Raw genomic sequence first — 21,551 nt, 5'->3', positions numbered from 1 at the left:
CGGTGCTACCCACGGACACGATGCCGATCCGCGACGTCGGGCCGGATCGTCAGGCCCAACCCCGGCTCCCCGTCCCGGCCCGGCCGCACGGTGCCGCCGGCCGGGTCGAGGGCGCCGTCGAACAGCAGGTTCTCGATGCGGACGTGGTCGTGGAACCACTCCTGGTGCCGGAGGTTCGGCACGGCCGCGGCGGCGTGCGCGTGGAGATGCGGCGCGCAGTGGCCGGACAGCTGCAGGCCGTGGGCCTGGGCGAGGGCGGCTGCGCGCAGCCACACGGTGATGCCGCCGCAGCGGGTGGCGTCGGCCTGCAGACAGTCGACGGCCGGGATCATGCGGGCGAAGTAGGGCAGGTCGTAGCCGTACTCGCCGGCGGCGACGTCGGCAGTGACGGAGTGGCGCACGCGGGCGAGCCCGGTGAGGTCGTCGGAGGAGACGGGCTCCTCGAACCAGCCGACCCCCACGCCGTCCAGCGCCCGCCCGATCCGGACGGCCTGCTTGCGGGTGTAGGCCCCGTTCGCGTCCACGTACAGCTCGGCGTCGTCGCCCAGCAGCGCCCTGGCCCGCTCGGCACGTTCCAGGTCGCGTCGCTCCCGGGTTCCCCACCCCTCGCCGATCTTGATCTTGAAGCGGGTGATGCCCTGGCCGGACCAGCCGTCGAGCTGCTCGGCGAGCCGGCGGTCGGTGTACGTGGTGAAGCCGCCGCTCCCGTAGACGGGCACGTCGGTCCGGGCCCGGCCGAGCAGGTCGGCCAGCGGCAGCTCCAGGAGGCGGGCCTTGAGGTCCCACAGGGCGACGTCGATCGCGGAGACGGCGCCGGCGATCAGGCCGGGCCGGCCGGCGTTCCGCACCGCCCGGCTCATCGCCTCGTTCGCCGCCGGAACGTCGAAGGCCGGCAGACCGACGACCACATCGTGGAGAAGCCCGGTGATCACGCCGGCGGTGGCCCGGTCGCCGTAGGTGTAGCCCAGGCCCGAAGCACCGCCGCCACGGGCCTGGACCAGGACCATGGTCGTACGGTCCCAGGCGAAGGTGCCGTCCGCCTCGGGGGCATCGGTCGGGAACTCGAGGACGTGCACCCGCAGGGACTCGACCGTCGGAGCGCCGGTGGCCGTGTCCTTCGGCGCGGGCCCGCGCCGCACCGCTTCGGGCCGGGACTTCATCGTGTCGCATCCCTCCGGATCCGGGGGCGCGGTACCGCCTTCTCGGGGTGGTCGGCGGGCAGCGGCCCGTCCAGTGCCAGGGCGAGGGCCTCGGCCAGGTGCAGGGCCTGCCGGCCGGTCCCGGCCTGGTCGATCTGGGTACGGCAGCTGAACCCGTCGGCCAGGACGAGGGCGCTGGGCGCGGTGTCGCGCACGGCGGGCAGCACGCCCTGTTCGGCGATGGCCTGCGACAGGTCGTAGTGCCCTTGTGTGAAGCCGAAGTCGCCGGCCAGCCCGCAGCAGCCCTCGTCGAGCACCCGCGCGTCCAGTCCGGCACGGCGCATCAGTTCCCGGTCCGCGTCGGCGCCGAGGACGGCGTGCTGGTGGCAGTGGGTCTGCACGGTCGCCGCCCGCCCGATCGTGGGCGGCTGCCAGCCCTCGGGGCCTCGGCCGACGAGGTGTTCGGCGAAGGTCCGGGTCTGCGCCGCGAGGCGGATGACGTCCTGGTCGCCGGCGAGCAGGTCGGGGGCGTCGGCCCGGAAGACCGCGGTGCAGGACGGTTCGAGGCCGATGACCGGTGTGCCGGCCTCCAGCCACGGCCGGAGCGCTCGCGTGGTCCGTCGCAGGACGCGGCGGGCGGTGGCGAGCTGCCCGGTGGAGATCCACGTCAGACCGCAGCACACGGGCCCGTACGGCACCGCGACGCGGAAGCCGGCGTCCTCGAGGACCCGGACCGCGGCGTCGGCGACGTGGGGGTGGAAGTGGTTGGTGAACGTGTCCGGCCAGAGCAGAACGGTGCGCGGATCGCGCGGATCGGGCTGCGCGCCGCCGGATCGGTGCCGGGCCTCCTGGAACGACTCGGCGGCGAAGAGGGGTACGTCGCGGCGCGGGTCGATTCCGGCCAGCAGCTTCCCCGCCCGGCCCAGACCGGGGGCGTGCAGGGCGGCGTTCGCGAAGCCCGGCGCGGTGCGGGCCAGCCGCGCCCACAGCGGCAGCCAGCCCATGGAGTAGTGGGCCGGAGGGCGGGGCCGGCCCCGGTAGTGGTGGGCCAGGAACTCGGCCTTGTAGGTGGCCATGTCGACCCCGACCGGGCAGTCGGACTTACAGCCCTTGCAGGCCAGACACAGGTCCAGTGCGTCGCGGACCTCGGTGGAGCGCCAGCCGCCGGTGACCGGTGAGTCGGCGTGACCGCCGAGCATCTCGAACAGCAGCCGCGCCCGGCCGCGGGTGGAGTGCTCCTCCTCGCCGGTGGCCCGATAGGACGGGCACATGACTCCGCCCCGGTGGGTGCGGCAGTTGCCGATGCCCACACAGCGCAGCACGGCCCGGCCGAAGTCGTTGCCGTCACCGGAGTACGCGAAGTACGTCCGCTGCCGTTCGGGCCGCCAGGCAGCGCCCAGGCGCAGATTGTCGTCGACGCGGTGAGGGTGGACGACCTTGCCGGGGTTCATCCGGTCGCCGGGGTCGAACAGCGTCTTGACCTCGCCCATCGCCTCCATCAGGGCCGGAGTGAACATGCGCGGCAGCAGTTCGCCGCGGGCCTGCCCGTCACCGTGCTCGCCCGACAACGACCCGCCGTACGAGGCCACGAGGTCGGCCGCGTCGAACAGGAACCTGCGGAAGGCCTCGACGCCCTTGCCCTCGCGCAGCTCGAACGGGATCCGGGTGTGCACACAGCCCTGCCCGAAGTGCCCGTACAAGGAGGCCTGTTGATAGCCGTACCGGTCGAAGAGCCGTTCCAGGTCACGCAGGTAGTCGCCCAGCTTCTCCGGGGCCACCGCGGAGTCCTCCCAGCCCTCCCAGGTCTCGGAGCCGTCCGGCGGGCGGGCGGTCACCCCCAGGCCCGCCTCCCGGGCCCTGAGCATCTCCCGTTCCCGCGCCGGGTCGTCGGAGAGCACCACCCCGGGATCGTCCTCGTCGCGGCCCAGCGACCGCAACAGCTCGTACGCCTGCTCGTCCGCCCGCTCCGTCGTGTCGCCGGTGAACTGGACCAGCAGCCAGCTGTCGCCCTCGGGCAGGCTCTCCAGCGAGTCGAGGTAGGCGTGCTCCTCGCGCATCAGCTGCGCCATGCGCCCGTCGATGGCCTCCAGCTGGGTGGGGCGGCTGTGTTCGAGGAGGGCGGGGACGGCGTCGGCGGCCGCGTAGACGTCGTCGAAGCCGAGGACGAGGAGCGCCTCGGCGGCCGGTACCTCGACGAGCTCCAGCTCGGCCCGCAGGACGGTCACCAGCGTGCCCTCGCTGCCCACCAGCGCCCGGGCCACGTCGAAGCCGTTCTCCGGCAGCAGCGAGTCGAGGTTGTACCCCGAGACCCGGCGCGGGATCTTCGGGTAGCCCTGGCGGATCTCGGCCAGACGGCGCCCGACGACGTCCTTCAGGCCCTGGTACAGCTGGGCGCGGGCCCCGCCTTCGGCCGTGATCCTCGCGAACTCCGCCGGGTCCGTACGACCGGCCCAGAACCGGGTCCCCCCGTAGGTGAGGACTTCCAGGCGGCGGACGTTGTCGACGGTCTTGCCGTAGGCCTGGGCGGAGGCCCCGCAGCTGTTGTTGCCGATCATCCCGCCCAGGGAACAGTGGGTGTGCGTGGACGGTTTCGGCCCGAACCTCAGTCCGTACGGGGCGAGTCGCCGGTTCAGTTCGTCCAGGACGATGCCCGGCTCGACCATACAGGTCCGCGCCTCCGGGTCCACCGACAGCAGGCGGTCGCAGTACTTCGTCCAGTCGACGACCACCGCCTCGTTGGTGCACTGACCCCCGAGGCTGGTGCCGCCCCCGCGGGACAGGACCGGCGCGCCGAACCGGGCGCACACGGCGAGCGCGGCGGCACCGGCCTCCACCGTGCGCGGCAGGACCACGCCGAGCGGGACCTGGCGGTAGTTGGAGCCGTCCGTCGCGTACGCGGCGCGGCTGCCCGGATCGAAGCGGACCTCGCCGTCCGTCTCGGCCCGCAGCCCCCGTTCGAGTGCGGCGAGGTCGACCCGCCGGCTGCCGGTCATCGGTCAGCCCCGTCCACCGCCGGGCAGGAGCTCCTGGATCTTCGCCTTCATGCCCTGCCGGACCACCGACGCCCGGTCGCTGTCGCCCTTGAGGACCGACAGGGCCGCGTCCTTGATCTGGTCCCAGGTGGCGTGCGGCGGGATCGGAGGCACCGCCGGATCCGTGCGGAAGTCGATGACGAACGGCCGGTCCGCCGCGAGGGCCTGACGCCACGCCGACTCCACGTCCTCCGGTCGCTCCACCCGCACCCCGTCCAGACCCAACTGCCGGGCGATGTCGGCATAGTGCAGGTCGGGCAGGCCCTGCGAGGGCTCGAACTGCGGGGCGCCCTGCATGGCGCGCATCTCCCAGGTGACCTGGTTGAGGTCCTGGTTGTTGAGCACCGCGACCACGACGCGCGGGTCGGACCACTCCCGGTGGTACTTCGCGGCGGTGATCAGCTCCGCGAGGCCGTTCATCTGCATGGCGCCGTCCCCGACGATCGCGATCGCCGGCCGGTCGGGATGCGCGAACTTCGCGCCGATCGCGTACGGGACCCCCGGCCCCATGGTCGCCAGGGTGCCCGACAGCGAGCCCCGCATCTCCCCGCGCATCCGCAGATGGCGGGCGTACCAGTTCGCCGCCGACCCGGAGTCCGCGGCCACGATCGCATCGTCGGGCAGCAGCGCGTCCAGGGCGTGGACGACGTACTCGGGGTTGATCGGGTCCGCGGAGACCTCGGCACGGCGCTGCATCACCTCCCACCAGCGCGCCGTGTTGTCCTCGATCGTCCTGCGCCACGTGCCGTCCGACCTGTGGTCCAGCATCGGGATCAGCCGGCGCAGCGTCTCGCCTGCGTCACCGACCAGATTGACCTCGAACGGGTAGCGCAAGCCCACCATGGACGGATCCAGATCGATCTGCACCGCCCTGGCCTGCTCGAACTCGGGCAGGAACTGGGTGTAGGGGAAGCTGGAGCCCACCACGAGCAGGGTGTCGCAGTCGCGCATCATCTCGTAGGAGGGACGGGTGCCGAGCAGGCCGATCGACCCGGTGACGTACGGCAGCGTGTCCGGCAGCGCGTCCTTGCCGAGCAGGGCCTTCGCCACGCCCGCGCCGAGCAGTTCGGCGACCTGCTGGACCTCCGTGCGGGCCCTGCGCGCGCCCTGCCCGATCAGCATGGCCACCTTCTCGCCGGCGTTGAGGACCTCCGCCGCCCTCGCCAACTCCTCCGCGGCCGGGACCGGAAGGGAGAAGGGGGCGCCGAGGCTGGAGGGAACCTGCTTGAACGCGTGCGAGGGAGGCTCGTACTCCAGCTCCTGCACGTCCGCCGGGATGATCACGGCGGTGACCGTGCGCCGGGTGGCGGCCACCCGCATCGCCCGGTCCAGCACGTTCGGCAGCTGGGCGGGGACGGTGACCACCTCGCAGAACTCCGACGCCACGTCCTTGTACAGGCAGGCCAGGTCGACCTCCTGCTGGTAGGAGCCGCCCATCGCGCTGCGATCGGTCTGGCCGACGATCGCCACCACGGGCACGTGGTCGAGCTTCGCGTCGTACAGGCCGTTCAACAGGTGGATGGCACCCGGCCCCGACGTCGCCGCGCACACCCCGGTCCGGCCGGAGAACTTCGCGTACCCGACCGCCTCGAAAGCCGACATCTCCTCGTGCCGCGACTGGACGAACCGCGGCCGGTCCTCCGCGCGCCCCCAGGCGGCCAGCAGCCCGTTGATGCCGTCACCGGGGTAGGCGAAGACGTGGGACACCTCCCAGTCACGCAGCCGCTCCAGTACGTAGTCGGAAACCTTCATCACCCAACTCCTTCACCATGCGGTCCTGGCGTCCCGGGCCTCGGGTGGTCCTCACGACGCGGCTAACCGCTGGCGCCGCGATGAAACCCGCCCTCGGGTACGGGGGAGGGGCCGGGGTCCGTCCTTCGGATCAGGCCGGGTCCGGGGCGGACGCAGGGTCGGCGAGCGGGAGGTGGTACAGCGCGAACGCCCTGCCGATCACGGGCTGGGCGACGTTCCGGACGCGCACCCCGCCCACCGTCATGCCGTGCTCGGTGCCCAGGTGGGCATGGCCGTGGACCGCGAGGTCGGCGCCCGCCCCGTCGATGGCCTCCGCGAGGAGGTAGCTGCCCAGGAAGGGATAGATCTCGACCGGTTCGCCCGCGAGGGTGTCGGGCACGGGCGCGAAGTGGGTCAGGGCGATCCTGGCCCCGCAGCCGTCGGCGGAAATCTCGGCCAGGGCCCGGTGCAGGCCTTCGGCGCCGCGGCGGGCGCTGCGGACGAAGTCCTTCATCTCGCGCTCGCCGAACTCTCCCGCGCTGCGGCCGGCGAAGCCGCCGCAGAAGCCCTTCGCCCCGGCGACGCCTACCTTGCCGCCGGCCACCGGAAGGACCACCCCGTCCCCCTCCAGGACCGTGATCCCGGCGTCGGTGAGGACCCGCGTGACCTCGGCCTCCTGCTCGGAGTGGTAGTCGTGGTTGCCGAGCACGGCGACCACGGGGACGCCGAGGTCGCGGACCTCCCCGGCGACCACCTCCGCCTCCGGGACGGTGCCGTGCCGGGTGAGGTCGCCGGCGAGGAGGAGCAGGTCCGCGCAGAGCGGCAGGGTCTCGAAGGACGGGCGCAGCAGGCCCCGGCAGTCCGCGCCCAGATGGATGTCGCCCACGGCCGCCACCCGGACGACGGCGCCGTTCCGTTCGCCGCGGGAGGTCACGACAGGTCCTCGGACCGCTCGGGAGGGTCGGCGCAGGCGATGAGGAGGTCCGCGCGGATCGGGATGCCGGCCAGCTCCGTGTCGGCGAGCCGGAGGATCTCGTCGCGGCGGTCGGCCGTCGGGAGGGTGCCCGTCAGGAGGACCGTCTCGCCACGGGCCTCGACGCGCACGCCGAGCTCGGCCACGTCCTCGCGCGCCAGCCGGTCCCTGAACCGGGCGATGCGGTACTCGCTCTCGTCGGCGTTCATCCCGCTCCTCCTCCGTCCCGGATCCGTGACAGCGCCTTGCGCCGCAGGCGGTACGGGGTGACGTACCAGCAGAGGGCGAACCACAGCATCACGCCGCCGACGACGATCCCGGCGGCCAGCGCGCCGCCGAGGACCACGTTCAGGATGAGCATGAGCGTGCAGGCGACGGTCAGGGCGAGGAGGACCATGCCACAGACCATGAGCCGCCCGGCGGCGGTCACGAGCTCCTCCTTCAGCCGCAGCCCGGAGAGGCAGCGGTGGAGGGAGACCGGGGCGATCAGGGCGGCGGTCGAGGAGGCGGCGAGGACGACGGTGACGACGTACAGTCCGCGGTCGAAGCCGCCGAGTTCACGGAAGCGGACGGTGAAGGCGAGGCTCAGCAGGAAGCCGAACAGGATCTGCACGCCGGTCTGGGCGACCCGGGTCTCCTGAAGGACTTCCTGCCAGCGTCTGTTGACCCGCTCCCTGGCACCCTCCGGCGGGTGCGGCGCCGGTGGCCGGTGCGCCGCCGCCGTCTCCTCCACGATGTGCCACTCGGCCTCCGTCAGGCGCCTCGTCGCGGTCATGACGCCTCCTCGGCTCGGCATGTCCCGTTCTGCGAGGTGCGGTGCCCGAAGTGCGACTCCGCAAACTTCCGTTCAGACCGGCGGGAGAGCGATCCGGAAGCCGCTGCGGGGCGCGGTCGGGATCCGCCGCAGGGGGATCCGCAGGTCCTGCGGGGGCACCGTCCACTCCTGCCGGGCCAGTGCGCGCGAGAGGGCCGCGAGGACGGCGACCGTGATGTCCTCGCCGGGGCAGCGATGGCCGGTGTGGACATCGCCGCCGCCCTGCGGGATCAGGGCGTCCGGGTGCGGCGGGCGGGAGAGGAAGCGCCCGGGGTCGAAGCGGTACGGGTCCGGCCACAGGGCCGCGTCGTGGTTCTGCCCGTACACGTCGAGGAGGAGCAGCGCGTCCTCGGGGATCGGCTCGCCCCGCCATTCCAGGTCACGGGCGGCGAGTCCGCCGACGAACGGCACGAAGGGGTAGAACCGGCGGACCTCGTGGGCGAAGGCGGTGGCGTAGGCGCCGGGGCCGTCGTCGCGCAGGTGTTCCCGGGTCTCGGGCCACCGGTGCAGCGCGTGCCCCGCGAACGCCACGAACCAGGCGATGGCGATGGCGGGGCGGGCGACGTTCAGGAGCTCCACGGCGGCGGTGTGGAGGTCGAGCAGGCCGGCGCCGGCATCCCGGTGCCGGACGAACGCCGCGAACGGCGTGTCCGCCGCGGACACCGTCGACCCCCGCGCCTCCTCGACCGCACGGGCGAGGACGCCCTCCTGGCGGGACCGGGCACGGCGGGCCCGCAGATGCCGCGGGCCGGGGGTGGCGAAGCCGTCGACCATGGCGAGGCAGTCCCGTGCCAGGCCGCCGACCTCCCCGTCGTCGTACGGCAGCCCCGCCCAGTCGCGGACGGCCCGTGCGAGCACGAGCGCCGCCTCCTCGAAGAGCACGACCTCGCGCCCGCCGGACGGGGCGAACGCCGCCCGCCAGGCGGTCTCGGCGTGGTCGACGAACGAGGCGACGGCCGCCGGATCGGTCAGTCCGGCGACGAAGAGCGCCTTCCGCACGCGGTGGTCGGCGCCGTCCAGGGTGTGCACGGCGCCCCGCCCGAACAGCGTGTCGAGCACGGGTCCGGGCAGTGCGCCGGCGCGACGGACATGGCCTTCGTCGTAGAAGAAGTGCACCGCTTCGGGCCCGTGCAGCGCGACGGCGGTCCGGCCGAGCAGCCGGGTCCGGACGACGTCGCCGTTCGGCGCCCGGCGGCGCAGATCCGGCAGCCAGCCGTATCCCTGGAGCAGCAGGGCGACGGTACGGTCCTGGATCAGTGGGGTCATGCCCGGTGCGGTACCCCGTCGAGGCGGCGGCACGCGCGCGTACCGGACGATCCGCGTACGGCCCGCAGCCCCGACGGAACCGTGCGCGGTCACACGCCCCCGGCTCCGGGGAGAGGCACGTGGAGCGGTACGGCGGCACAGTGGAGGAGTGCGGCTGAGGACGAGCGATCCGGACCGGCCGGGCTGGCGGCGGGTCCGCCACGGCCGCGGTTTCCGCTACCTGGACGCCGACGGCGCACCCCTGGGCCCGGAGGACCGGGCCAGGGTCGTGGCGCTCGTCATCCCTCCCGCGTGGCGGGACGTCTGGGTCTGTCCCTGGCCCAACGGGCACATCCAGGCCGTCGGCACGGATGCGGCGGGCCGTCGGCAGTACCTGTACCACGAGGAGTTCCGGCGCCGGCAGGAGGAGGCGAAGCACGCGCACGTGCGGCAGGTCGCCCGCAGCCTTCCCCGGCTGCGCCGGGCCGTCACGCGCGACCTGGACCGGCGCGGTCTCTGCCGGGACCGGGTCCTCGCCTGCGCGGTACGCCTCCTCGACCTCGGCTTCTTCCGCGTCGGCGGCGAGCAGTACCGGCGGGACAATTCCTCGTACGGCCTGACCACCCTGCTCCGCGAGCACGCGCGCTGCACACGCGGGGAGATCTGCCTGGGCTATCCGGCGAAGTCGGGCCGCCGGCAGACCCGCGCCCTCGTGGACGCGCCGGCGTACGAGGTCGTCCGCGCCCTGTTGCGGCGGCGCGGCGGTGGCGACCGGCTGTTCGCGTACTGGGAGGGGCGGGCCTGGCACGAGGTCCGGGCGGAGGAGCTCAACGCGTATCTGCGGGAGCGCGCGGGGAACGACATCACCGCGAAGGACTTCCGGACCTGGCACGCCACGGTCCTCGCCGCCGTCGCGCTCGCGGTCTCGTCGCCGGTGGCGGACGACTCGCAGGCGGCGCGGGCGAAGGCGGAGCGGCGGGCGGTCCGGGAGGTCAGCGACTACCTCGGCAACACGCCCGCGGTCTGCCGGGCCTCGTACATCGACCCGCTCGTCGTCGAACGCTTCGAGGAGGGCGTCACGGTCGCCCCGGCGCTGAAACGCCTCGGAGAGGACGGCGGCTTCGGGCACCCGGCCACCCGCGGCGCGGTGGAGCGCGCGGTGCTGCGCCTGCTCGGCTGAACGGCTACCCGTCGCTCGACCGCCCGGCCGTGGCGGTCCCGGCGCGGACGGTTCCGAAGGGGCTGGTGTGCAGGTGGGCGAGGAGGTCGGCCGGGTCGTCGTACACGGCGACGGCGCCCGCCTCGGTGAGGTCGGCGCGTGGGATGCCGCCGCACAGCAGCCCGGCACACACCACGTGGGCGCGGCGCGCGGCCCTCATGTCCCAGACGCTGTCGCCGACGAACACGGCCCGGTCGGCGGGCACGCCGACGAGCGAGAGGGCGTGTTCGAGCGGGTCGGGGGCGGGCTTGCCCTCCTCGACGTCGTCGGCGGAGGCGGTGGCCGTGAGGGCGTCGTCGGCGTCGATGGCCCGGCGCAGGGCGTCCAGCTCCCGGTCCTTGGCCGAGGTGACCAGGACGATCTTCCAGCCGTCGCCCGCGAGCGTCCGTAGCAGGTCACCGGCCCTGTCGAAGGCTTCGAGGCGCTCGTGGAACGTGCCGTAGACGGTGTCGTGGGCGGTGCCGAGCCGGCCGTCGTCCGACCGGTCGCGGGAGCGGTCGAGCACGTGGTCGATGAGCTGTGCGCCCGGCAGGCCGATGGCACGGTGCACGGCGTGCGTCGCCACCCGGTGGCCGTGCTGCCGGAAGGCTTCCCACCAGGCCACGACGTGCAGGTGGTTGGAGTCGACGAGGGTTCCGTCGACGTCGAAGAGTGCGGCGCGGTCCATGCCGGGGCTCCCTACAGGTCGCGGAGGGCGGGCAGCAGGGCCGTCTCCGCCCAGTGGAGGAAGGGCATCTGGTGGGCGCCGCCGATCTGGACGAGGGCGAGGTCGGTGAACCCGGCCTCGGCGAAGGGGCGGGCCGCCTCCACGACGGCCTCCACGTCGTCCCCGCAGGGGATGCTCTTCGCCACGTCCTCCGGCCGGGTGTGCTCGGACGCCTGCTCGAAGCCCGCCGGGAGCGGGAGCTCGGCGTTGAGGCGCCAGCCGCCCAGTGCCCACCGGAACTGTTCGTGGGCGCGGGCCGTGGCCGCGTCCCGGTCGGCGTCGTAACAGACGGGCAGCTGCCCCATGCGGGGCTTTCCCGTGCCGCCCCGGGCGTCGAAGGCGTCGAGGAGTTCGCGTTTCGGTTCCGTGGTGATCACCAGGTCGGCGTGCCGCCCGGCGAGTGCGCAGGAGAGGGGGCCGGACACCGCGATGCCGAGGGGCGGCGTCGTGTCGGGGACGTCCCAGAGTCTGGCGTCGTCGACCTGGAAGTGGCGGCCGTGCCGTGTCACGTACTCCCCCGTGAAGAGGGCGCGGATGATCTCGGTGGCCTCTTCCAGCATGGCGAGGCGCACGCGCGCCGAGGGCCAGCCCCGGCCGACGACGTGCTCGTTGAGGTTCTCGCCCGAGCCGAGGCCGAGCCGGAACCTGCCTTCGGAGAGGAGCTGGAGCGTCGCGGCCTTCTGGGCGATCACCACGGGGTGGTAGCGGAAGGTCGGACAGGTCACGTAGGTCATCAGCGGAATCTCCGAGGTCGCCTGGGCCGCCGCTCCCAGGACGCTCCACGCGTACGGGGCGTGTCCCTGTGAGCTCAGCCAGGGGAAGGAGTGGTCCGAGATCACGGAGAAGTCGAATCCGACCCGCTCCGCCTCGACCACGTGTCCGACCAGCTCACGGGGGCCTGCCTGCTCGGTCATCATCGTGTACCCGATGTGCATCATGTCCGGCGACTGCCACGGCTGCGGCATCCGAAACGGGAGAGGGCCGACTCCGGGGAGCCGGCCCTCGTGCCACGGTGCTGGAAGGGATCGGTCAGGGCATGTCCGGCTCGTCGTCGGACGGCAGCGACCAGGACCGCGTCTCGCGGGTCGGGCGTGTCCGCTCGGGCATCGGCACCGGTCCGGGTGCCTCCCTCATCGCTTCGGGACCCTTGTCGGTGCGCCCCATGGACATGTCCGTCCCCATGGGCTCGCCGCCCGCGGTCGGCGCGGTGTCGGCCTCCTCGGGGCGGATCCGGCCGCGCCAGCCGCCGGTCGCGTCCCCGCGCTCCTCCATGAAGCCCTTGAAGCGCTTGAGGTCGCCCTTGACCCGGCGGTCGAGCATGCCCATCGCGTCGGCGGCCTTCTCCGCCATGCCGGCGGGTTCCACGTCCATGGCGAGCCGCACCCGGGTGTGCGCCTCGTCCAGGGGCTGGAAGCTGACGACGCCCATCTGCCGTACGTCGCCTCCCGTCGTGCGCCACGCGATGCGCTGGTCCGGAAGCTGGTCGACGATCTCGGTGTCGAACTCCCGCCGGACCCCGGCGACCTTGGTCCGCCAGTGGCAGTGCCGGGCGTCGATCTGCCGGACGTCCTCGACGCCCTCCATGAAGCGCGGGAACTCCTCGAACTGCGTCCACTGGTCGTACGCGCTCCGCAGGGGCACGTCCACATCGATCGTCTGCTCCACCTTGCTCATGGTCAGGCCTCCTTCATGTCGTCGGGGCACTTCGGGATCCGGTGTCCCGGACCGGCATCAGCGGGCGGCGGCCCCGAACCCGGCGTGCCGGGCCCGCCTCCTTCCGGTCGTGCCTCATCGCCGCGACTACCCGCTGTCGGCACGTACAGACGGGGTACGGCCGACTTGTCGGCGGAGCTCGTGGTGATCCGCGCCTGCCGGGCGTGATTCGGAACCGGGGGCCGGGGCAGTCGCGACGTACCGACGCGGTCCGAGCCGATGGGTGGTGTGGGTGATGTCTGCTTCCCCGAACGAGAACGCCCCGCGCTCCCCCCTGCCACGGCCGTGAGGGAACGGGCGAGGGGGCGGGCGACCGGCGGGGACGTACTCCTCGACGGCCTGCGGGCCTGGGGGGTGTGCCATGTCTTCGGCCGTCCCGATGACGGCGCGGACGGCGGGCACGGTCTGGTGTCCGCGTGGGCACGGGCGGGCGACGATCCGTGTCTCGTACGGGCGCGCCGCGAGGAGACGGCGGCCTTCGAGGCCGTCGGGTTCACGGGGCCCATCGCGATCAGCCGCGAGGAGAGGAACGGACCATGAATCTCACAGAAGGCGCCGCCGCGCACCTGACGGTGAGCGGATCGGAACCCTCCCCGCACCCGGCGCGGGCTCGCGCGTCCGACGCGACGCCCTCGGCCCTCCCGCCCGACCACACGCAGGCGATCCTGGAGACGACGAAGGAGGTGGGAGCCGTACTGAAGGCATCGGGGTGCCCGTTCGCCCTGGTGGGCAGTGTCGCCGCATACGCGCACGGCATCCCCGTCCCGCTCCAGCACGACACGGACTTCGCGCTCCTGCGCGAGGACGCAGAGGCCGTCGTTGAGTCCCTCCGGGAGCGCGGCGTACGGATCGTCGACCCGCCCGAGGACTGGCTCGTCAAGGCCCGCATGGGCGGGGAGGAGATCGACCTGATCTTCTCCCTCGCCGGGCGGCCGGTCACGAGCGAACTCCTCGCCCGTGCGCAGATCCTGCCGGTGGACTCCGTGCACATGCCGGTGATCGCGCCGACCGACCTCATGGCCTGCCGTCTCCTCGCACTCTCCGAGCACCACTGCGACTTCGGTCCTCTGCTGCCGCTGGCACGGGGACTGCGCGAACGGATCGAGTGGGAGCGGGTGCGCGAGGAAACCGCCGGCGCCCCGATGGCCGAGGCCTTCCTGTACCTGCTCGAACTGCTGGACGTACTGCCGCGGCGGAACGGCTCATGACGCGGGGCCCCGCGTGCGACGCCGAGCCGCATGCACGGGCGCCGTGTCCGCCTGTCAGGACCGGCGTCCGCCTCTCAGGACCGGCCGGAGCCGGGCCGGTCTCCGTCGGAGAGCAGTTCGTCGAAGAGGACCCGGTAATGGATCATCGCCCCGCGCAGTTGCTCGGTGGTGGCCCGGTGGTCGGACGCCAACTGGTCGACCTCGTGCGCCGCGCGGTAGTGCCCCAGGGTGCGGCCGTGCTCGACGGACAGGTCCCGGGCCCGCTGCTCGAAGTCGTCCGTGGGGTAGCCGCGTTCCCGCATGAGATCGGTCACCAGCCGGTCCGCTTCGTGGACGGCCGACTCCGGACGGTCGACGAAGTGCTCCTGCACTCCGCTCCACTCGCGCGAGTACTGCTGTTTCAAGTCGGCGTCGAGCGGCCGGATGTCGAGGGACTCGTGCCGCTCCTCCCGCGCGCCGAGGTCGTACTCGGCAGCTCGCCGACCACCCGCCTCGTCGACCGTGCGCTCGTACTCCGGGCCGAACCGCTCGCGGAGCCGACGCCGCCGCCGGCGGTCCAGGAAGATCGCCAGCGCGATCAGGACGATCACCACCACGACGGGGATGACGATGGCCAGAAGTGTTCCTGTGGACATGACCCGGCCCCCTTGACTGTGACGGGCCTTTGCCCCGGCGGTTGCCCACCGACGTCATGGCGAAACCGCCGACGGCCCCCTTCGACGGGCCGCCGCGCCGGACTCCGGCCGTGTCGTACGGACCGTCAGGGCGGCAGGAGCGTGCCCAGAGGGCCGAGGTCGAGATTGAGGTCCTCCAGGGTCAGGCCGTAGTGCTCGCAGAGTTCGATCATCCGGTCGTGGAGGAGCATCAGCGTCAGACCCAGCCTCTCTTCCTGATCCTCGGTGAGATCGCCTTGGTCCACGCGGTGCAGGGCCTGGCGTTCCATCAGCTGGCGCAGCAGCTCGACGATGGTCAGCACGAGGGTGACGAGGTCCCGCTCCACGGTCTCCGGGTCCGCGCGGAGACGGCGCGCGGGCTGGTGTGTCCGGCGGTCGACGGCCGGCAGTTCGTCCGCGCGCGCCGGCAGCAGGGCGAAGGCACGCCGCGCGGCGTCGGCGACCTCGCGCCGACGGTCGGGCGTGGCGTCGGCGATCTCGCGCCGTCGGTCGGGCGTGGCGTCGGCGATCTCGCGCCCACGGTCGGGCCCGGCGTCGCTCGTGCGGTCAGGGGGCTCGCTCACCGCTGGTTCCCTCCGGTCCGTGGCCGCGGATGGTGAGGCCCCACCGGTCGTCCTCCTGGACGCCGACGATGACGGCACGCAGAGCGATCCTGACCAAGTCGATGTCCGCGATGGACAGGACCAGGTCGCCGGTCAGGACGACGCCTCCGCTCAGGAGCCGGTCCAGGAGGTCGATGAGGGCCACCTGCCGCTGCGCGAGCGCCGCTTCGTCGTGAGCCGTCACGGTCGGGGCCCCTCTTCCGACGCTTCCGGCTCCGGGAGCACCGCGAAGGAGTAGGGCGCCCAGGGCCCGGTGATCTCGACTCGTACGCCGCGCAGCTCCTGGGTCGAACGCCGGACGCGCTCGCGGAACTCCTCGGACCGGCTGCCCGGCACGAGGTAGGAGTCGTTGGCGACGTTCTCCCCGGTACCCACCGCCAGTTGACCCTGCTGCGGACGGTGCCGCGCCCACTCCACGGCGATCTGGCCGGCCTCCGCCTCGATCCTGCGCACCGCCTCCGCCGCAGCGGACCAGGCGGCCCCGCGGTCCTCGCGCTGCTGCCGGCGCCGGCGCAGGTAGGTCCGCCCGGGATCGGAGACCGCAGTGTCGGCCTCCTCGGGTGCGGCAGGGCCCCGGGGGATCTCCGCGTAGACCTTCACCCCCCATTCCACGTGATCGGCGAACCGGTTCAGCATGCGCGTGAAGGTTTCCTGACCGCGGCGCAGTACGTCGCGCACCCGGTCGTCGTCCACGTAGACCGTCGCGAGCCGCAGGGGCAGCACCGTGGTGTGCGCCGCGAGGAATTCCACGACACCGTGGTGCGCCCGCGCGACGCGCTCGAGCCAGTCCAGGTTCTCCAGGTGGACCTTCAGTGCCGCTTCGGAGAAGTCGTCCCGGGGCACGGAACCGACTGCGGCCGCCACCGCCCCCGCACCCACCAGCCGCACCGCTCCCGAGGCCACGCCCGTGACACCGGTCAAGGGGCCCTCCGGCAGGGCTGCGGTGGGACGCACGACGGCGTACGCGTAGCTGAGCTCTTCGTCCATGGCGTCAGTCCCGGCGCTTCTCCGGCTCGGTGTCGGTCTCCGCGTCCACGTCCACGTCCGCGTCTGCGTCTGCGGGGGCGCGCCGTTTCCTGGTTTCCGCCTCCCGTCGCCTGGTCTTGCGCTCGGGTGCCGCGTCCTTGCGTTCCGTATCCGGCGCGGACGTACGCCGTCGGCGGCTCGTCCCGCCCTCCGGAAGTTCGGAGCGGGAGCGGGGCCGCGCGCGGAGCGCCTCGACCTCGGCACGCAGACGAGCGTTCTCCTCCTCCAGTTCCCGTCTGGGCTCGGCCCGTGAAGAGAGGGCCGGGTCGTTCTCCCACCAGTCGATCCCGATCTCCCTCGCCTTGTCGACGGAGGCGACCAGAAGCCGGAGTCTGATGGTCAGCAGTTCGATGTCGAGCAGGTTGATCCTGATGTCCCCGACGATGACGATGCCTTTGTCGAGCACCCGTTCAAGGATGTCCGCGAGGTTCGCGCCCTGTGTCTGCCCGTACGGCGACAGGGAACGCGCTGCCGAGGGGCCGGCGGGGTCCGATGCAGCCACGACGGATTCGACCTCGCTCCCTGGGTGTCAGCTCTTACGGCTCCGACGGGTGCGGGGTTCCTCGTCCGCTTCCTCGTCGTCCTCGTACTGGGCCTCCGGTTCCTCAGGCTCCTCTTCTTCCTCGTCTTCCTCGTCGTCCTCGTACTGGGCCTCTGGCTCCTCAGGCTCCTCTTCTTCCTCGTCTTCCTCGTCGTCCTCGTACTGGGCCTCCGGCTCCTCAGGCTCCTCCTCTTCCTCGTCGTACTCGTCCGCCTCGTCCGCCTCGTCCTCCTCTTCCGAGTCCGAGTCCTCCCCGGGCTCGTGCCCGGCTTGGGATTCGTCCTCGTCGGGGCCGGCGACCACCTTGCCGCCGTGGATCTCCCCACGCCAGCTTCCGGTCGCCTCGCCCTTCAGCATGACGAACGTGCGGAACGCCTTGAGGTCGAGCCGGGCCCGACGGCCCTGCGCCCGCACGAGACTGCCCGCCTTCTCGACGATTCCCTTGGGGTAGTACTCGATGACGAGGAGGACCTTGGTCAGGTTCTCGCCCAACGGGTGGAACGTGACCACACCCCTGGTCGTGCCCTTGGCCCCCTCCGAGGTCCAGGCGATGCGCTCATCGGGGACCTGCTCGGTGATGGTCGCCTTCCAGGCACGGGTCGCCTTGGCGACCTTCACCTGCCACTGCGTGGTCGTGTCGTCCTCCTGGTCGACGGAGACCACACCCTTGGCGAACCGACTGAACTCCTGGAACTGGGTCCACTGGTCGTACGCCTCCTCGACCGGAACCCCGACGTCGATGTCCTCGATGATCTTCAGGCTCTTGTGGCCCGCGTTCGTGGCGGACGAGTGCGGCTCGTCCGAGCCATCAGGAGTCACCTTGTCGACGAGTGCGTCCTTGGCGTGCGCGGCAGTGTCCTTGGCATGGGACAGCTTGTCCTTGGCCTGGGAAGCCGTGCCCGCGATGTGGGATGCGGTCGAGGCGAGTGACGCCTTGCCGGGCGTCACGTGCTCGACCAGTTTCCTGCCCTGATCGCCGGCGCCGTGGAGGAGGTCGCGCGGGTGGATGCTTGCCGCTCCCACCTTTTCCGCCGCGCTGCCGATGCGGTGCCCCACGCCCGTCAGCGCCCGCTCGAGACGTGCTTGCAGGTAGGACTCGAACTCCTCCGCCAGGCGATTGGCTCCGGGATTCCGTTCCAGCATCTTCTGCGCTCCGGATGCGCCGGATGCGCGGGTGGTGTCCGTGCCGCCTTTCGATCCCTGCCCCGAAGCCTTCTTGTCAGCCATCGTCCCGCCTCCCGGTACTGCCGGAGCGGGTGCTCCTGGATGCTCCGGACGTGGACGCCTTGCGCGTCGATCGCTTCGTCGTCCCTGTTGACTTCTTCGCCGCCGGGGCGGCGCGGGAGCCGGAGCGGGACGTCGTGCGCCGCGCACGGGGCTTTTCCTCTTCTTCCTCGTCCCCGGCGTCGCTCTCGTCGTCGTCGGCCGGACTCACCTCGTCCGTGTCTTCCTCGCCGTCCGCCGATTCCTCAGGCTCCTCCGATTCCGCAGGCTCGTCGTCCGGTTCGTCACTCGCGTCCTTCGCGCGCTCGGGACGCTCCTCCTCGTCAGTGTCCTGCTTCCCGCTGCGCAGGCCTTCGGTCCGGTCGTGCAGGGCGTCGGCCAAGTGCTCCGCCTTGGCGTTGAGCACGGTGGTGGCTGCCGCCTTGCCCGCAGTCACGAGTTCGCCGCGGACCTGCTGGTTCACACTGCTGAGGAGCGGAGAGTGCGCGATCGACTTCCCGAGCTGCCCGGGCTTGATCCGCGACCCGGCCATCGCCATCGCGAGGGAGAGCGCGAGCTTCCCCTTCTTCGTGCGTCCCAGCAGATACCCGCCGATCAGAGCGGTGCCGATCTTGGCGTTCATGATGATGCTTCTCTCCTCGCCTCAGCCCGCCTCTGTCCCGTTCCGGAAGGTCGGGCCCGTCGGCCCCCGGGGCGTCGGCTACGTACCGTCCGGCCCGGCTTGGGAGAGCCGGTAGATCCGGATCTCCTCAAGGCGCTGCAGGAGCGCCTGTTCCCGCTGCTCGAACTCCTCCTCGTCGACGTGGCCCTCCTGCCGTTTCCGTTCGAGGTCGGCAAGCGCCTCCTGGACGGGGCCGGGGTCGTAGTACTCCTGCTCGGCAGCGCGCACCACTTTGTCCAGCACCCAGGCGATCCCTCGGAACGGGGCGACAGGCAGTGCCACGATCTCCGTCACCAAACCCACGGTCTCTCCCTGCGGTTGCTCCGGCGGTTCTTCCCGCCCCGTCAGACGAAGCTGTACGGAGGAAGCGGCCCACGGACGCGGACCTCCACTCCCTCGGGCAGCTCGTCGGACATGTCCTGGGCAGCCTGCGTGAATTCCTCGCCCTTCTCCCGGTCGACCAGGAACGAGGCGTTCAGGAAGTACTGCTGTGACGGCTCCGTCAGCTGCTCCGCATGGGCATGCGGCCTCAGTGCGGCGAGAACGGATTCGGCGAGTGCCGTCTGCCGGGCCTGCACCTCGTCGTGGAGCAGTCTGCCGAGTTCGAGTCGCTCGTCGTAGGTGCCGCCGCCGCCACGTGTGACCTCGTTGAGTTGCCGGATCCGCTCCGACTCCTCGACGACCTGCCGCAGGACGGCTTCCTCCTCCTGGACCCCCTTGACGTTGAACTCCACGCGATCGGCGAGCGTTTCGAGGGACTTCGTGAAGCCTTCGGCTCCTCCTTCGAGCACGGCGCGGACGGCGTCCTCGTCCTCGGCCACGAAGCCGAAACCCAACGGCAGCGTGGCTCCGTCCTCCCACAACCGCTCTTGCACCGCGTGATGCGCCTCCACATCGGGGCGGTTCACCTTGATGTCCTCCGGTGCCTCGCTCACGACGGCGCAGAGTGAGTCCCCGCGTACTGCCCGCACGGGTGACTCGCCGTCCCCGACCGAGGGCAGATCATCGAGGCGGAGGGGGTGCGACGACTTCGTGACGGCATAGACGTACAGAGTCATCGTCACTCGCCCTCCTCGGAGGAACGCCGCGTCGAGCCGCGCTCGCGGCTGCGGGGCTGTTCGTCATCATGCTTCTCACTGCGGCGGCGAGGCTGCTTCTCCCGCTCTTCCTCGCCCCGACCGGTGAGGGATTCCGTGAAGGCCTCCACCGCTCCGGTCAGTGCGCCCTTGGCCTTGCCCTTGGACCCGCCCTCGGTGGTCTTCTCCACCACGTCGGTGAGCTGAGCGGGGGCTTTCCTGCCGCTTTCCAGGTCGAGGCGGTTGCACGCCTCGGCGAAGCGGAGGTAGGTATCGACGCTTGCCACCACTACGCGGGCGTCGATCTTCGCGATCTCGATTCCGACGAGGGAAACCCGGACGAAGGCGTCGATGACCAACCCGCGATCGAGTATCAGCTCCAGTACGTCGTAGAGATTTCCTGTTCCACCGGCTTGTCCGGGCTGCGCTCCGCCCTGTTGCACTACAGACACGTTCTCCTCCAAAGGAGAGGAGCGGCATGGTCATCTGTCGCCCTGGTCGACTTGAGCACGCGTATATCGCTTGCCGCGTTCGTACCCCAGCAACTGCCCATCCGCGCTGAGCGCAACCTCGTAACTTGCCAGAACGCTGGTGGTCTCCGGAATCCTCTCGATCTCGACGACTTCGACCTGCGCCGTCCATCCGTTCTCCGTCGGCTTCAGGGACGATACGGCTTCGGGACTCCGTCCCAGTAGTTCGGTGAGCTGCTCGACGGCGTTGCGCATCGCCTCCGCAGGGGGTACGCGGTCGACCGTTTCGGAAGAATCATCCTCCGTTTCCGGCTCCGGGTCGGAATCGACCTCCGCCTCGGTCTCGGAACCGCTGTCGGTATCGGGCTCCGACTCTTCGGGGTCGTCCTTCTTGTGTCTGTCGGTGTCATTCGTGAGGATCACCGCCCCAGTGGGCCTGGCAGCTTTACGCACAAGTTCACATTCCACCATATCCCGTACGTTCGAGGGTCACCACGAGGGGCCGGGGTGACTGGATGTGGGCATTCGATTACTCGGCATGCTTCTGAATGTGGGGAGCCGGGCCGTAAACGAATAACGAACACCGATACCCAATGTCTGACATCTGATGCCGGTGTCGGCAGCGGTGGATGCCGCGCAGGTCGACTGAAAGCCGTACCGTGGCCCGTCGGTTGCCCGGTCCAGGGTCGCCCGCATGGCCGAGCCCTCCTTTCTGACCGCCGTCCGCGAGTCGTACGGCACGGTCGCCGCCGATTACGTCGAACGCGTCCCGCCGCCGTCCGCGATGCACCCGCTGTCACGCGCGATGCCGGCGGGGTTCGCCGAACTGGTGCGGACGGCCGCTCTGGGGCCGGTCGCGGACCTTGGGTGCGGCCCCGGACGGGTGACGGCGCACCTGGCCGGTCTCGGAGTGTCCGTCTTCGGCGTCGATCTGTCGCCGAGGATGGTCGGGCTGGCCCGGCGCGCCCATCCGGGCCTGCGGTTCACCGAGGGCTCGATGACCGCGCTGGAGACGGGGGACGGCGAGCTCGGCGGCATCCTGGCCTGGTATTCCACCCATCACACGCCCCCGCGGTGGCTGCCGGACGTGTTCGCCGAGTTCCACCGCACGCTCGCGCCCGGCGGCCGTCTGCTCTGGGGGGACTACGTCGGCGACGAGCCGCTGCGGCCGACCCACGGCTACGGCCGTCCGGTGTCCTACGAGTCGTACCTCCTGCCCCTGGACCGCATGGCCGGTCTGCTGGAGCAGGCCGGACTCGTGGTCACCGCGCGGCTGGAACAGGAGCCCGGCGGACGCGCGAACAGACCGCACGCCTGCCTCCTGGCCCGCAAGCCCGAAACGCCCTGACCCGTCGCGCCGTCCCGCCTTCCCGCGCCGATCGGACGGACGGACCCGCTCGGTCCCGCGACGCTCTTGCCGAAGGGATCGGTGCGGCCGGGCGAACGGGCGGCGAGCCGTCCCCCTCGGGCGGTGCCGGCCCGGGGCCCGTCCCCGCC

24 protein-coding genes and 1 pseudogene are annotated in these 21,551 nt (G+C 71.8%); 4 read left to right on the top strand and 21 right to left on the bottom strand.

Annotated elements, in window-relative coordinates; all coding sequences use genetic code 11:
• Positions 1 to 5: 5 nt before the first annotated feature.
• The 7 genes from SVTN_RS03795 to SVTN_RS03765 all read right to left on the bottom strand — a co-directional run bounded on the left by SVTN_RS03795 (position 6) and on the right by SVTN_RS03765 (position 8,955).
• A complete protein-coding gene (locus SVTN_RS03795) occupies positions 6 to 1,160 on the bottom strand; it encodes an enolase C-terminal domain-like protein (protein ID WP_078908180.1) in 1,155 nt (384 codons plus the stop codon).
• Positions 1,157 to 4,132, bottom strand: coding sequence for an FAD-binding and (Fe-S)-binding domain-containing protein (locus tag SVTN_RS03790; protein ID WP_078908179.1), 2,976 nt, complete (start codon positions 4,130 to 4,132; stop codon positions 1,157 to 1,159). Before SVTN_RS03790 ends, SVTN_RS03795 begins: the two co-directional genes overlap by 4 nt.
• A gap of 3 nt (positions 4,133 to 4,135) precedes the next feature.
• Positions 4,136 to 5,923, bottom strand: coding sequence for a thiamine pyrophosphate-requiring protein (locus SVTN_RS03785; protein ID WP_041127795.1), 1,788 nt, complete (start codon positions 5,921 to 5,923; stop codon positions 4,136 to 4,138).
• Positions 5,924 to 6,053: 130 nt separating this feature from the next.
• Complete coding sequence (locus tag SVTN_RS03780) at positions 6,054 to 6,836, bottom strand: metallophosphoesterase family protein (RefSeq protein WP_041127794.1); 783 nt, start codon at positions 6,834 to 6,836, stop codon at positions 6,054 to 6,056.
• Positions 6,833 to 7,084: a hypothetical protein gene (locus SVTN_RS03775; RefSeq protein ID WP_041127793.1), complete on the bottom strand. Its 252-nt coding sequence runs from the start codon at positions 7,082 to 7,084 to the stop codon at positions 6,833 to 6,835. Before SVTN_RS03775 ends, SVTN_RS03780 begins: the two co-directional genes overlap by 4 nt.
• Positions 7,081 to 7,650 carry a DUF6328 family protein gene (locus SVTN_RS03770; RefSeq protein WP_245727434.1) on the bottom strand — a complete coding sequence of 190 codons (570 nt, stop codon included), beginning with the start codon at positions 7,648 to 7,650 and terminating at the stop codon, positions 7,081 to 7,083. Before SVTN_RS03770 ends, SVTN_RS03775 begins: the two co-directional genes overlap by 4 nt.
• Positions 7,651 to 7,722: 72 nt before the next feature.
• Positions 7,723 to 8,955 carry a cytochrome P450 gene (locus tag SVTN_RS03765; RefSeq protein WP_174518227.1) on the bottom strand — a complete coding sequence of 411 codons (1,233 nt, stop codon included), beginning with the start codon at positions 8,953 to 8,955 and terminating at the stop codon, positions 7,723 to 7,725.
• A 148-nt stretch (positions 8,956 to 9,103) separates the two neighbouring features.
• Between SVTN_RS03765 and SVTN_RS03760 the strand changes: the two genes are divergently transcribed.
• The gene (locus SVTN_RS03760; RefSeq protein WP_041127792.1) at positions 9,104 to 10,114 is read left to right on the top strand and encodes a DNA topoisomerase IB; all 1,011 of its coding nucleotides are present in this window, start codon (positions 9,104 to 9,106) and stop codon (positions 10,112 to 10,114) included.
• Positions 10,115 to 10,118: 4 nt separating this feature from the next.
• Here SVTN_RS03760 and SVTN_RS03755 read toward each other — a convergent pair whose 3' ends face one another.
• The 3 genes and pseudogenes from SVTN_RS03755 to SVTN_RS03745 form a co-directional block, all read right to left on the bottom strand.
• A complete protein-coding gene (locus SVTN_RS03755; protein ID WP_041127791.1) occupies positions 10,119 to 10,820 on the bottom strand; it encodes an HAD family hydrolase in 702 nt (233 codons plus the stop codon).
• Between the two features lie 11 nt (positions 10,821 to 10,831).
• Entirely contained in the window at positions 10,832 to 11,797 is a 966-nt protein-coding gene (locus SVTN_RS03750) for a TIGR03557 family F420-dependent LLM class oxidoreductase (protein ID WP_041133523.1), read from the bottom strand.
• Positions 11,798 to 12,074: 277 nt separating this feature from the next.
• A pseudogene (locus SVTN_RS03745) lies at positions 12,075 to 12,533 on the bottom strand (SRPBCC family protein); the annotation flags it as partial.
• 324 nt (positions 12,534 to 12,857) lie between these two features.
• Here SVTN_RS03745 and SVTN_RS03740 point away from each other — a divergent pair.
• The gene (locus SVTN_RS03740) at positions 12,858 to 13,112 is read left to right on the top strand and encodes a hypothetical protein (protein ID WP_041127790.1); all 255 of its coding nucleotides are present in this window, start codon (positions 12,858 to 12,860) and stop codon (positions 13,110 to 13,112) included.
• Positions 13,109 to 13,780 carry a nucleotidyltransferase family protein gene (locus tag SVTN_RS03735; RefSeq protein WP_041127789.1) on the top strand — a complete coding sequence of 224 codons (672 nt, stop codon included), beginning with the start codon at positions 13,109 to 13,111 and terminating at the stop codon, positions 13,778 to 13,780. Before SVTN_RS03740 ends, SVTN_RS03735 begins: the two co-directional genes overlap by 4 nt.
• A gap of 74 nt (positions 13,781 to 13,854) precedes the next feature.
• Here the strand turns inward: SVTN_RS03735 and SVTN_RS03730 are convergent, their stop codons facing one another.
• The 11 genes from SVTN_RS03730 to SVTN_RS03680 form a co-directional block, all read right to left on the bottom strand.
• Positions 13,855 to 14,415 carry a hypothetical protein gene (locus SVTN_RS03730; protein ID WP_041127788.1) on the bottom strand — a complete coding sequence of 187 codons (561 nt, stop codon included), beginning with the start codon at positions 14,413 to 14,415 and terminating at the stop codon, positions 13,855 to 13,857.
• Positions 14,416 to 14,540: 125 nt separating this feature from the next.
• Positions 14,541 to 14,930 (bottom strand): gas vesicle protein K, encoded by a 390-nt coding sequence (locus tag SVTN_RS03725; RefSeq protein ID WP_099055276.1) that lies wholly within the window; start codon positions 14,928 to 14,930, stop codon positions 14,541 to 14,543.
• Positions 14,931 to 15,000: 70 nt separating this feature from the next.
• Positions 15,001 to 15,240: a gas vesicle protein gene (locus SVTN_RS03720; protein ID WP_041127787.1), complete on the bottom strand. Its 240-nt coding sequence runs from the start codon at positions 15,238 to 15,240 to the stop codon at positions 15,001 to 15,003.
• Entirely contained in the window at positions 15,237 to 16,043 is an 807-nt protein-coding gene (locus SVTN_RS03715; protein ID WP_041127786.1) for a GvpL/GvpF family gas vesicle protein, read from the bottom strand. The genes SVTN_RS03720 and SVTN_RS03715 overlap by 4 nt, the downstream gene beginning before the upstream one ends.
• Positions 16,044 to 16,047: 4 nt before the next feature.
• Entirely contained in the window at positions 16,048 to 16,488 is a 441-nt protein-coding gene (locus tag SVTN_RS03710) for a gas vesicle protein (protein ID WP_425428942.1), read from the bottom strand.
• A 123-nt stretch (positions 16,489 to 16,611) separates the two neighbouring features.
• On the bottom strand, positions 16,612 to 17,766 hold the full coding sequence (locus SVTN_RS03705) for an SRPBCC family protein (protein WP_041133520.1): 1,155 nt from the start codon (positions 17,764 to 17,766) through the stop codon (positions 16,612 to 16,614).
• A 76-nt stretch (positions 17,767 to 17,842) separates the two neighbouring features.
• Positions 17,843 to 18,469: a hypothetical protein gene (locus tag SVTN_RS03700; protein WP_052498931.1), complete on the bottom strand. Its 627-nt coding sequence runs from the start codon at positions 18,467 to 18,469 to the stop codon at positions 17,843 to 17,845.
• A 78-nt stretch (positions 18,470 to 18,547) separates the two neighbouring features.
• Entirely contained in the window at positions 18,548 to 18,790 is a 243-nt protein-coding gene (locus SVTN_RS03695) for a gas vesicle protein GvpG (RefSeq protein WP_342669706.1), read from the bottom strand.
• Positions 18,791 to 18,852: 62 nt separating this feature from the next.
• Entirely contained in the window at positions 18,853 to 19,566 is a 714-nt protein-coding gene (locus tag SVTN_RS03690; protein ID WP_041127782.1) for a GvpL/GvpF family gas vesicle protein, read from the bottom strand.
• A gap of 2 nt (positions 19,567 to 19,568) precedes the next feature.
• Complete coding sequence (gvpJ, locus tag SVTN_RS03685) at positions 19,569 to 20,036, bottom strand: gas vesicle protein GvpJ (protein ID WP_041127781.1); 468 nt, start codon at positions 20,034 to 20,036, stop codon at positions 19,569 to 19,571.
• 30 nt (positions 20,037 to 20,066) lie between these two features.
• Entirely contained in the window at positions 20,067 to 20,477 is a 411-nt protein-coding gene (locus SVTN_RS03680) for a gas vesicle protein GvpO (RefSeq protein ID WP_245727433.1), read from the bottom strand.
• A gap of 271 nt (positions 20,478 to 20,748) precedes the next feature.
• On the opposite strand from SVTN_RS03680, the gene SVTN_RS03675 reads away from it, so the two are divergent.
• Complete coding sequence (locus SVTN_RS03675) at positions 20,749 to 21,402, top strand: class I SAM-dependent methyltransferase (protein WP_041127780.1); 654 nt, start codon at positions 20,749 to 20,751, stop codon at positions 21,400 to 21,402.
• Positions 21,403 to 21,551: the final 149 nt, after the last annotated feature.

The organism is Streptomyces vietnamensis, from assembly GCF_000830005.1.
Lineage (GTDB): Bacteria > Actinomycetota > Actinomycetes > Streptomycetales > Streptomycetaceae > Streptomyces > Streptomyces vietnamensis.
The sequence above is the reverse complement of the archived record's forward strand: the minus strand, read 5'-3'. Positions and strand labels throughout refer to the sequence as shown.